The sequence below is a fragment of the Enterococcus avium genome (assembly GCF_002891025.1).
Taxonomy (GTDB): Bacteria; Bacillota; Bacilli; order Lactobacillales; family Enterococcaceae; genus Enterococcus_A; species Enterococcus_A avium.
In genome coordinates this window covers 1380327-1392040 of record NZ_NBSL01000003.1, presented here as the reverse complement: position 1 = coordinate 1392040, position 11714 = coordinate 1380327, and the positions used below count along the sequence as shown (strand labels likewise).

The window sequence follows — 11714 nt, the reverse complement described above, 5'->3', positions numbered from 1 at the left end:
TTAAAACGGATCCACCTTCTGCTTTTAGTTCTTAGAAAGCGTGTTGCATTTATAATAAATGTTTTCGATAAAGTGTTGCTTTGTACGAACCAGCTGTTTAATTAGCTGATAACGCGTTCTAGTTAAGTGTTGGAGGGCAAGGTATTCTTCCTCTTTAATGATGGAGTTGACTTGCCTTTGGATGCGAAAATAGTCAGCGATATAAAAAGCATCAATTTGATCGTTTTTGTTTTCTTCAAAAATATCACGATACTTTTTAATTTTATTTGGTTGTTCAACTGAAACATAAGGTTCAATTGATTTAACTCAAGATCTTCTTTAAAAAACATAGCTGGATAAAGCTATATAAAGATGTGGCCTCCATTCCAATCACTAAGCTCTCTATCTCAAATTTTTGAGAAAATTCGAGAATGTATTCTTTGATCTGGCTTGCGCCAAGTTGACTATTTCCATAAGATGCTTCTTTTAAAACAGAGCAAGTTGAATCGTCTGTCATAAAGCAAGCATCTAATTTTTCAGAACTAACGTCTAAACCGACAAATAGTTTCATGTGGAAGGACCTCCTTTCATTGATTATTCGGAAATTGCTTGGGTACTGTGGGATATCCCAGAATCACGTTGTCTAACGACAGCCTCGCATAATAGAGTTTCATTCATTAAACCTCTAAGCCACCCAATCTCTACTAGGATTGGTAGAGGTCAATGGACTCAGCTAGTGTGTTGGAGGTTAATCCAACGGTTCGGGTCACAGACTTTCTGTCGCAGTAAAACTGCAGAAGGTGATAGCGTCTTCCCGTAAGTCCTTTCCAAGACTTATTATTCAGGAATATCTACAGTATCCAAGTAGTAATCGTTATTATTTAAACATATAGGAATAGCCCCTAAGGGCGATTGAAGGAATGAAAGTTTCTTCAAAATATATATTACGAGTAGGTATACGATGAGAAATATACAATAGCAAAAGTAATTAGTATTGATAACAGAGTTCCGATGGCGCATCTAAGGCTATTATGTCAATGTGATTTTTCAAGATATTTCTAGCGGCACCCTTTTACAGTGGGATACGAAGACGAAATTGAAATACGAAAAAGATGAGATTATCAATTTTACCTATGATGAATTAGAACAAGTAACACCTATGGACTTGTTCAATGAGGATGAGGAAAGAGTGGCTATCTCAAATCCAAGAAAAGTACAGTCATTGGATTTGCTTCTAGTAGAAACCCTGTTCAAACACGGACCGACTATTTCTTTGTTACGAGTGTTCGAACCATAGGAGAAAAGTCTTATGTGGTGCTGGTTGACAGCTATTTGGATCAAGCATTATTGAAACAGAGGAACCAGAAAGCTTCAAAAAAGGGAACATTGTCAAGCTTAGGTATAAACAAACAACGAGTGCAACTGAGGCAGATGTAACAGAAGAGGACTTACAGCATGTCGTTTATTATTTGGTGGATGTTGAAGTGAAGTACAATGTAAGTAATGAGAGAAATGTGAAATTAAAGATCGTAGATAGGGTTGTGTTGGATTTGTAAGGATACCATTCCAGACTATGAATTTAAGAAACATCATTACTTTAGATTGCGTCAGAAAGGACAAGACATGAATCGTTTCTTTATCCTATTAATAATAGTAGTGGGACTAGCTTTCATTTACAAATACCTTCTAAACCAATCGAGAGAGCCAACCGGTCGGTAGGGAATGTCATGATGAAATTGTGGAATAAAGTTTACTTGCCCATGGCTAAATGGTGTCTGTCATTCTTACCAGCAAAACAATTTGGGTTGTTGTGACGTTGAGAGAAATCAATGGAGTAAATCAAATCGATGATTTTTTCCAACAATGTAATTTTAGAGGTTGGTTGGTAAATAGAATCAATGTTAAGAATCGCTTGGATATATCTCAAACGGCTGACGAAGAAGTGAAGTTTAAGTGATGAAGGCACTTAGTAGGAAAGAATGCAAGGCCAAATGAAGAAGTTCAGAATAGAAGAATAGTTAAAAAAGAGATTATCACGTTCGAAAAAATTGATGATCAGAGCTTATTTGAGATTATTTGTTATCATAGCAAATTTATTTCTCTTTTTGAAATCTATTTCATATGAACTTTAAGTAGATTTTTTAGAACGGTTTCTTTCAGTATAATTTAAGAGTAACGAAAGGGTTGTGAAGGATAAGATGAAATTAAGTAAGCTTATGGTAGAAAATTTTAGAAATTTAAGTATTCAAAGATTTGTTTATCTAATAAGAACGTTGTATTGGAATGAACGATGTCGGGAAGACTAATTTACTATCTTCATTGCGATACTTATTAGAGCGTAAAGTAAGAATTAATGGATTTAGTGAGAGTGATTTTTATCAACGTGAATTAGATAACGATATCAAGATTACTTTAGAAATCGATTTGAGTGATTATGAGGATAATCTTGATTCACAACATATAGTTGCAAAAGTAGGAGGTGCAAGAACCAGTTCAGAGCTAAATTTATTTATTTTCAGGTGATTGGAAAATACGATGCGGCTGAAGCAATGGGGATACCAGAGTTGTTTTGGGGGAACGACCTAGAGAAGTTAGAGAGTGTTCCTCAAAATGGAAGCTTTACCATTTTAGATAAATTATTCAATGTCGTCTATGTAGACCCGACGATAGATTTAGATACAGTCTTTTCCAAAAACAGAAGAAAACTATTTGAACAAAAAAAGATGATTGACTCTGATATTGAGATTAAGGAAGATATTGATAAACTCACGAATCAGGTAAATAGTAAGATCAGCTCAATGGATGTTATACAAAGCTTTCAAAGTGAGTTAACTGATGAATATCAGCAGTTAAAAAAAGAAAAGATAACAATTGAGTTACAATCAGAAATGGCTATTAAGGGTTTTTTTAGCGATATTCATCCGTATATAAAAAAAGAAGGAGATGACTCTCTTTACCCTACTTCAGGTGATGGAAGAAAAAAGATATTAGCTTATTCACTTTTAAATTACTTAAATAAAGAATATGACTCAGATAGGATTACACTTTATTTAATTGAGGAACCTGAGAATAGTTTGCATCGCTCAATGCAAATTGCTTTGTCTAAGCAACTGTTTACTAATTCAGTTTATGATTATTTTGTACTGTCAACTCACTCTTCTGAATTACTATATGAAATGGATAATGCCTCATTGGTTAGAATTTATTCAGAAGATAGAACTCTATGTGAATCATTTCTATTTAAAGTACCTAGTGAGTTCTCATCAATTAAGAAAGAACTCAACGAGTCATTGACTAAAGCATTATTTTCTGATCGAGTATTACTTATTGAGGGACCATCGGAAAAAGCTTTATTTGAAAAGGTGTTGTCAGTTATTAAGCCAACATATGAGTTAGACGGCGGATATATACTTCTAGTAGATGGAATTAAATTTAAACCTTATTTTGATATACTAAAATCCTTGAACATTATTCCTATAGTTAAGACTGATAATGATTTAAAAGCCAAAAAGGGAAATAAGACATTATTTGATCCAATTGGATTTAATCGTTGCTGTAAACTGATTAATCAAGAAAATTTAGATGAAATTGAAATAGACTATTCTTGTACTGATAAAGATGGTAAGTCTACTTGGTTAGTCCAGCGTAAAAACAAGCTTGTTTTTGAAAAGAAAAAAGAATTATATAATCAGTACAAGGAAGTGCTCAGTAATTTTGAAAAAAACAATATTTTTCTTTCCAGAGTTGATTTAGAAAATGATCTATATGAAGTAATTCCTGATCAACTGAAAAAAGTTTTTGGTGAAATCGATCCAGTCAAGTCACTTCAAGATAAAAAATTGTTGAACATGTTGAAATTGATTGATGATTTAACTAATTTGAATTGTCTAAAAATTTTTAACCACGACAGATTTAAAGCGCTAAAAAAATTAGTAGGTGATTAAATGGATATTATTGATGAACAAGTAAGAGAGGATATCCTAATTGCAAATGGAAGTATCGTCGTTTCAGCCAGTGCAGGTTCTGGAAAAACTACAATAATGATTAAAAAATCTCAAAAGTACTGAATGAGATTTTAGATCATAGAACTGTTGCAGCGATCACATTTACAGTTAAGGCGACAGAAGAGATTAAAAAGAAAGCGAGAGATTTAGAGGTTATAAAGGATTTTGTTGCAATGACAAATGATTCCTTTGTTGAGCATGAAATAATTCGCCCTTTTTTAGTTGATGCTTTTGGGGAAGAGTATCAGCGAGAGTTTCTTGTTTCCTACGATGTATCTAAAAGGTTTGATTCTTTCGATGAAGGGATGGAAGTTTTACGTGTAAGGAATACGCTAGGAACTTATCGAAATAATAACCACAATTTCAAATTTGAATTGGCAAAAAAAATCTTAGAAAATAGTCAGGCTGCAAGGGAGTACTTTAGAGCAAAATATTCAACTATTTTTTGGATGAATATCAAGATTCTGATATGAACATGCATGAACTGTTCATGTATATGAAAAATGTATTAGGGATTGAACTTTTTATTGTGGGAGATGGAAAGCAGGCAATATATTTGTGGCGAGGAGCTCAAAGAAATATTTTTGAGTTACTTGAAGCGGAAGGAATTCAAAGTTTTGAATTAATTACTAATTTTAGAAGTGATTTTGAGATTGTTAATTATGCTAATCTTATGCATAATAACTCGCAGTTCGATAATAATCGGGCAGAAAACGTTTCTCATGTAATACATTGCTTAACCAATAATGATCTGAATTCCATTGATTCACTATTTAGGTCGGGTGAACTAGATATCAACAGAAGCGTGACAATTATAGCTAATAGAAATGACCATGCTCAATCAATAGCCGAGAATCTAAAGTTTTATGGATATAATTTCGTTTTTATTCCTAGGACACCGATAGATGAGAGCAGTGATCATTCTAGTATATTAAAATCTATAGCCTGCTACATACTAGATAATAGGTATTCAGTTTACGATGTTGCTGATGTTTTGAGGATTGAACAAAATCGATCAATTTTGAAAAGGATTGAAAGCCTATTAAGCCCTTTGGAACAAATCATTCCATTACCTCCTAATACATCTAAAGATGAAATTACATCTTCTTTTTTTAGGATTATATCTAGATTTAATGAACATTTTGGTTTAGATATAACAGATGATGAAATTAAACTTCTATTGGAGACTCTTTCAAATGAAATGTTTTATCCTGCATTCATAAAGTCAAATGATTTGCACAAAGTTATGACTGTATTTGGCTCAAAAGGGCTAGAATTCAATCAAGTGATCAGTTTTAGTGGATACTATAATTTCAGCCAAGAAGGGGAAAGAAATAATCACTATGTTTGTGTTACTAGAGCCGAAAATAAATTTGTTATGCTAGAGGATGGAAGGTACAGCAATAGTATTAATGTGATAGCAAGAAATTCAGGTATTACCGATATGAAAAACTTGTACAAAATAATCGATCATACTTAGTAACTAATGATAATTGCCGACTTTGAAAATGGACTATATAGTTTTAATGCATTTTTTGTGATTTGTGATTTAAATGTATATTTGAAATATGCACTTCTGAAACTCAATAATTTAACAAAACTACTTGCGATCTTGTAATATAGAAATAGCAAGTAGTTTTATTTGCGATTTTTTTTTACATCAAATTAATGAAGTGACTTGCTTCTAAATAATAAGTCATATCGTATAATTGACAAATCTCATAATAAATAGCAAAAAAACTTGCTTTTCAGTTATAATTGAAATTGTTGAAGCTTACGCTGTAACGCAACGTAAATAGAACAACAATAGGATGGATTTAGAATTTTTATAGAAGATGCTCAAAAAAGTGGAAGGAAGTAGTGAAGTGGCAGAAGCAAAATTTGAAGCAGCCCTGATTAGCAAGCTGGAAGCTGAAGGGTGGACTTATCGTAAAGATTTCTCCAATGTGAGTATTAAAAAGCTTGAAGAACATTGGCGGGAAATCTTAAACGAAACGAATGCTCATAAATTAAATGGAATACCTTTATCAGATATTGAATTTGGACTGATTCTTCAAGCTCTACAACGTATTCAAACTCCTTATGATGCTCAACTTTTATTAGTAGGTGCTGGGGGAATAGGATCTATCCCAATTACTCGGGATGACGGTTCAAGTTTGGAAGTTGAGATTTTTTATGAAGATGATGTTGCGGGAGGCCGTTCTCGTTATGAAGTTGTAAGTCAGATATCATTTACGGATTTACCAAAAGGATTGACGACAAAACGGATTATTGACATTGCTTTACTCATCAATGGACTTCCAGTAGCTCATGTTGAGGAGAAAGACGAACATTTACAAAATCAATGGAATGCGTTCGAACAGCTTAAAGGATATCATGGCGATGGACTCTACAAAGGTCTGTTTTCCTTTGTGCAGGTGCAGTTTATTTTGAGCCAACATTCTGCACATTATTTTGCTCGACCAAATGCATTCGAACATTACAATCAAACTTATGTATTCGGTTGGCGTGATGAAAATAATAAGGACATTACAGATGCTTTTGAATTTGCGCATCAAGTGATGGGAATTCCTGCCCTGCATCGGTTGATAACGGTGAATATGATACCCGATGCTTCGAATGATAATTTAATGGTAATGCGTAGTTATCAAATTCAGGCTACAAGAGAAATCTTGCAGCGAATGAAAGATATGGAAGCCAATGATCTTATTGAAAAAGAGGGTGGCTATATTTGGCATACCACTGGTTCTGGTAAGACAGTGACTTCTTTTAAAGTTGCACAGTTGTTAGCGTCAGCGCCTCGAATTCGGAATGTACTTTTTATTGTGGACCGTGTTGATTTGATTGACCAAACATTGGAAAACTTTAAAGATTTTGCTTATATACATTTTAAAAAGCGTATTAAGAAAGTGAATGGACATGAATTAAAGCGAGAATTGAAACGTAAGGGAGCTTCACAAATTCTATTAATTTCTGTTCAAGGATTAACAAAAGCAGTAAAAAGAGGGCTGAAGAATGATGATTGGAACGTTATCATCATGGATGAGGCTCATCGTAGTGCCAGTGGTGAATCAGTCGGACTGATCAAAAAAGCTTTCAAAAAGACAACATGGTTTGGTTTTACCGGAACCCCAAACTTTTATAGTGATGAAATCAATGATGTAAAAACAACACGAGATATTTCCACACATGATATTTTCGGAAAAAGACTGCATACCTATACTATCAAGGATGCGATTGGTGATGGTAACGTTCTTGGATTCGATGTCACTTACTTCAAACCTCATTGGGTAGTAGAACATCCTCAAAATGACTTTTCTGAACATGACTATGAAAAGGAAGTTTATCAAAGTGATGTTTATCGTCAACAAGTAGTCCAAGATATTTTGGATAACTGGAAAAAAACTTCTGGTGGGGCATTGATTGCTGGTAGACGTGAAGAAAATGCTTTTCAAGCAATGCTTGCTGTCTCTGGTAAGCAGGCAGTTGCGCATTATTATAATATTTTCAAAGAAAAGGCCCCACATTTAAATGTTGCCATGACCTTTTCTCGGGATGAATCGAATGAACGTGGTACTAAAGAATTAAATGAGATACTAAAAAAGGCTATTCTAGATTATACACAGAAATTCAATGTACCAAGTATTTTGAATGCAAAAGATCCGTCACGCGCTTATATGATTGATATCACTAAGCGGTTAGCTCGTAAAAAACCTTACAATCAAGGTAAAGAAGAAGATCGATTGGATTTAGTGATCGTTTCGGATCAGCTATTGACGGGATTTGATTCTAAATATGTCAATATGATCTACATGGATAAGATGCTTAAAGAAGGCATGCTAATTCAAGCGATGTCTCGGACTAATAGAACATATAACCTTAATAGTAAGCCGCATGGGAAAGTGCGTTTTTATCGTCAAGGAGACGAAATGAAAGAGTTCGTTGAAAATGCACTGCGTATTTATACAAGAGGTGGAAATGATACTCTTCAAGAGGCAGAAGAAGAATCGGAAGATGAACGAACCAAGGAATTAGAAGATGACAATATCTTAGCTAAACCACAAAGTGATCAAATAAAAGAGCTGGAAGACGCTGTTTCTAAGCTAAAAGAACTTGCAGGAGATGACTTTAGTCAAATTCCACTTGGTCAAAAGGCTCTAAAAGAATTTGTACATCTTGCTTTACCTACACAGAATAAGATTCAACGTTTGGTGCAACAAGGTTACGAATTGGGAAGCGAGATTGATGAGTTAGACGAGAAAAATGAACCTACAGGTAAAAAAGTTCGTCTAGATATTTCAAGCATAGAAGAATTTGGTGCTTTGCAAGCCCGATTAAACGATGCTAGAGAGAAAATACCTGAAGATGAACGTCCTGATCTTACAGAAATTAAGATAGGTATTAAGTTCTACGATCATCAAATTATAGATTATGACATGTTAGTGGAGCTCTTGAATACATTTATGGATGACAAAAATGAAACAAATAAAGTGGCGATTGAGAAACATATCACGCCAATGGATGAGGAAAGTCGCCAAGAAATCAATGCGATTGTCGTTGATATTGAAGCTGGTGAGATAACCGAGCACTTTACAACCGAGTCATTACAGAATACTCGTAAAAAATATCGTACGGAATACCGTGAGCTAAAAATTCGACGTTGGGCTGCGGATCAACATGTTAATGGAAATCGGATTGTAGAAGCGTTTGACTTATTCTTACCAGGACACACGCTAATTGATAATCCACAGCTCTCGGAAATTGTTCGCGCGATCGAGGACGAAGAAGACATCAGTTTCTTCGGTGCTTCGGAGTTTGAAGAAGCGTTGATGGAATTCTTCAATTCGTTATAGAAAATTTCAAAATAATAGGAAGTAGGACAGAAGTTAATGGCACTATCTAACGAACAAAAAACTAAAATGTGGGCGATGCTCAATCAAACGCGAGGACAGATTGGACTAACTGCCTACAAAGATTATATATTCGGTATATTGTTTTATAAATATTTATCAGAGAAAGCAACCCATTGGCTAGAAAGTGTGTTACGCGGTGAAACGTGGGAAAGTGTCTATACCCAAGACTCTGCGAAAGCTTTAGAATATATGAAAAAGAACCTTGGTTACGCGATTCAACCAAATGATTTTTTTGCTGATTGGAAGCAAGCGATTGATACAGACTGTTTTAATATTGGCATGATGACCGATGCATTTGGTCATTTTAACCAACAAATTGCTTTTGAAGCACGTGGTGATTTTGAAGGGATTTTTGATGGTATGCGTTTTGATAGCGCTGATCTGGGAGCAACTGCGCAATCTCGTGCGAGCGTAATGATTTCAATGATTGATTTATTATCTTCTCCAGAATTTGATTTGTCTGGTGATGAAGATACGGTCTCAGATATTTATGAATATTTAGTTCGCCAATTTGCGACAGTTTTGGCCTCAGATATGGGACAATACTACACGCCAAAAGAAATTTCTAACGTGATGGCTCGAATTTTAACTTTTGGAAGAGAGGATGAAGAAAGTTTCCATATTTATGATCCGACGGTTGGTTCAGGTTCACTATTACTTACTACCGCAAGTTATATGAAGAATTCTAAAAAACGTGGGATGATAAAATATTACGGACAAGAAAAAGATGCCACTCCTTATCGTTTATCAAGAATGAACTTGATGATGCATGGAGTAGAGTTTAACGATATCAATGTTAATCATGCCGACACACTCGAAAGTGACTGGCCTGATGGTGTTGTAGATGGAAAAGATTCACCTCGAATGTTCGATGCTGTAATGGCAAATCCACCATATTCAGCTCATTGGAATAACAAAGAACGCGAAGATGATCAGCGCTGGCGCGAGTATGGGGTAGCACCTAAAACAAAAGCGGACTATGCTTTCTTGCTACATTGTCTGTATCACTTAAAAGATAATGGACGTATGGCAATTATTTTACCCCATGGGGTGCTATTTCGAGGAGCAGCAGAAGGTCGAATTCGTAAGGCATTAATTGATAAACATCAGATTGAAACTGTTATTGGATTTCCCGATAAATTATTCTTAAATACCTCCATTCCGGTGTGTGTATTGATTTTGAGAAAAAACCGCGTGGAGTCGGATATATTGTTTGTTGACGCAAGTAAGGACTTTGAAAAAGTGAAAAAACAAAATCACTTACGCCCTGAAGATGTTGAAAAAATTGTTGAAACAGTAGTTAACCGCAAAGAAATAGAGAAATACTCTCATATTGCAACATTGGATGAGATTAAAGAGAACGAGTACAACCTAAACATTCCTCGTTATGTTGATACGTTTGAAGAAGCCGAACCTATCGATATTGTTGAAGTTAGCAGTGAAATACAAAAAATAAATGCCGAAATCAAACAAACAGAAACTGAATTTCTAGCTATGTTGGATGAACTCGCTGTTACTCCTGAAACGAAGGATATAATTGAAGCAACAAAAGGAGTGTTTAAGCATGACTAAAAACACTCCAGAATTACGGTTCAAGGGGTTTACTGACGATTGGGAACTGCGTAAGTTTTCTGGTGTTATTGAGAAATTGTCTGGCGGTGCATCTATCAAACCAACAGACTATCTCGAAGATGGAATTCGTACGATTCCAAAGGGAGCTGTTAATGCAACTGGGATTGCAGATTTATCTGGCAGTAAATACATTAGTAAAGACTTCTTTGAAAAGAATATAACTAGCCACGTTCACACAAACAATCTCGTAACTTCTTTAAGAGACCTAGTTCCATCGGCTCCAAATATGGGGAGAATCGTTCGTATTGAAGGAGATGACGAACAATTTTTGATGCCACAAGGTGTGTATAAATTGGAGTTGCTTGAAGGTATGGATGAGGATTTTCTTATCTCATTCTCCAATAGCGATAAGTATAGAAAGATCATCTCAGCAGAAAAAAAAGGCTCAACGCAAGTCCATATTCGTAATGGAGAATTTCTAAATATTGATATTAATCTTCCTTCAGAGCATGAGCAAAACAAGATTGGCGATTTCTTTAAAAGTCTAAACCACACTCTCGCCCTTCATCAGCGTAAACTGGATTTATTAAAACGATTAAAACAGGCGTATTTGCAGAAGATGTTCCCTAAGAATGGAGAGAAAGTACCAGAAATACGTTTTGCTGATTTTGACGAGGTATGGGAACAGCGTAAATTAGGAGAGTTAGGTTCAGTTGCGATGAATAAACGTATTTTTAAAGAGCAAACAAGTGACAATGGTGATGTTCCTTTTTTCAAAATAGGGACTTTTGGTTCAAAGGCAGATGCGTTTATCACTCATGAACTTTTTGAAGAATACAAAGCGAAATACCCTTATCCTAAAATAGGAGATTTATTAATTTCTGCTTCTGGTAGTATTGGAAGGGTAGTTGAATACACGGGAAAAGATGAATATTTTCAAGATTCAAATATTGTTTGGCTAAACCATGATGATAGAATTGAAAATTCTTTTTTAAAGCAGTTTTATACAATAGTAAAATGGCAAGGACTAGAAGGAAGTACGATAAAACGTTTGTATAACAAAAATATATTAGAGACAAAAATTTCAATTCCAGATTCTAATGAACAACAACAAATCGGTTTTTTTTTCAAACAGCTTGACGATATTATCGCCCTTCATCGAGAAAAAAATGAAGCTTTCAAAAAAATGAAAACAGCTTTTTTAAGTAAAATGTTCATATAATTGTATTTCCCAGAAGACATATTA

General features: G+C 34.7%; 10 protein-coding genes and 1 pseudogene. 9 read left to right on the top strand and 2 right to left on the bottom strand.

Features of this window, described 5'->3' with window-relative positions; all coding sequences use genetic code 11:
- Positions 1-550: pseudogene (locus tag AUF14_RS22335) on the bottom strand (IS110 family transposase); the annotation flags it as partial.
- Positions 551-1018: 468 nt separating this feature from the next.
- On the opposite strand from AUF14_RS22335, the gene AUF14_RS23040 reads away from it, so the two are divergent.
- The gene (locus AUF14_RS23040; RefSeq protein ID WP_227656432.1) at positions 1019-1276 is read left to right on the top strand and encodes a hypothetical protein; all 258 of its coding nucleotides are present in this window, start codon (positions 1019-1021) and stop codon (positions 1274-1276) included.
- 453 nt (positions 1277-1729) lie between these two features.
- Here the strand turns inward: AUF14_RS23040 and AUF14_RS22670 are convergent, their stop codons facing one another.
- Positions 1730-1945 (bottom strand): hypothetical protein, encoded by a 216-nt coding sequence (locus AUF14_RS22670; protein ID WP_193756259.1) that lies wholly within the window; start codon positions 1943-1945, stop codon positions 1730-1732.
- Positions 1946-2262: 317 nt separating this feature from the next.
- Between AUF14_RS22670 and AUF14_RS23035 the strand changes: the two genes are divergently transcribed.
- The 8 genes from AUF14_RS23035 to AUF14_RS22295 all read left to right on the top strand — a co-directional run bounded on the left by AUF14_RS23035 (position 2263) and on the right by AUF14_RS22295 (position 11690).
- A complete protein-coding gene (locus AUF14_RS23035; RefSeq protein WP_227656431.1) occupies positions 2263-2502 on the top strand; it encodes a hypothetical protein in 240 nt (79 codons plus the stop codon).
- Entirely contained in the window at positions 2499-3923 is a 1425-nt protein-coding gene (locus AUF14_RS22315) for an ATP-dependent nuclease (protein WP_227656430.1), read from the top strand. Before AUF14_RS23035 ends, AUF14_RS22315 begins: the two co-directional genes overlap by 4 nt.
- A complete protein-coding gene (locus AUF14_RS23030) occupies positions 3924-4046 on the top strand; it encodes a UvrD-helicase domain-containing protein (RefSeq protein WP_227656429.1) in 123 nt (40 codons plus the stop codon).
- A gap of 110 nt (positions 4047-4156) precedes the next feature.
- Positions 4157-4456 carry a hypothetical protein gene (locus AUF14_RS23025; protein ID WP_227656428.1) on the top strand — a complete coding sequence of 100 codons (300 nt, stop codon included), beginning with the start codon at positions 4157-4159 and terminating at the stop codon, positions 4454-4456.
- Positions 4429-5463, top strand: a complete 1035-nt coding sequence (locus AUF14_RS22310) for a UvrD-helicase domain-containing protein (RefSeq protein ID WP_227656427.1) — start codon at positions 4429-4431, stop codon at positions 5461-5463. Before AUF14_RS23025 ends, AUF14_RS22310 begins: the two co-directional genes overlap by 28 nt.
- Positions 5464-5848: 385 nt before the next feature.
- Positions 5849-8836 (top strand): type I restriction endonuclease subunit R, encoded by a 2988-nt coding sequence (locus AUF14_RS22305; RefSeq protein ID WP_070505179.1) that lies wholly within the window; start codon positions 5849-5851, stop codon positions 8834-8836.
- Positions 8837-8872: 36 nt separating this feature from the next.
- Positions 8873-10468 carry a type I restriction-modification system subunit M gene (locus AUF14_RS22300; protein WP_070505178.1) on the top strand — a complete coding sequence of 532 codons (1596 nt, stop codon included), beginning with the start codon at positions 8873-8875 and terminating at the stop codon, positions 10466-10468.
- Entirely contained in the window at positions 10461-11690 is a 1230-nt protein-coding gene (locus tag AUF14_RS22295; protein WP_102866654.1) for a restriction endonuclease subunit S, read from the top strand. The genes AUF14_RS22300 and AUF14_RS22295 overlap by 8 nt, the downstream gene beginning before the upstream one ends.
- Positions 11691-11714: the final 24 nt, after the last annotated feature.

Coding starts and splice junctions, on each gene's coding strand:
- AUF14_RS23035 (WP_227656431.1), top strand. CDS start 2,263: ATGAACGATGTCGGGAAGACTAATTTACTATCTTCATTGCGATACTTA.
- AUF14_RS23030 (WP_227656429.1), top strand. CDS start 3,924: ATGGATATTATTGATGAACAAGTAAGAGAGGATATCCTAATTGCAAAT.
- AUF14_RS23025 (WP_227656428.1), top strand. CDS start 4,157: ATGACAAATGATTCCTTTGTTGAGCATGAAATAATTCGCCCTTTTTTA.
- AUF14_RS22300 (WP_070505178.1), top strand. CDS start 8,873: ATGGCACTATCTAACGAACAAAAAACTAAAATGTGGGCGATGCTCAAT.
- AUF14_RS22295 (WP_102866654.1), top strand. CDS start 10,461: ATGACTAAAAACACTCCAGAATTACGGTTCAAGGGGTTTACTGACGAT.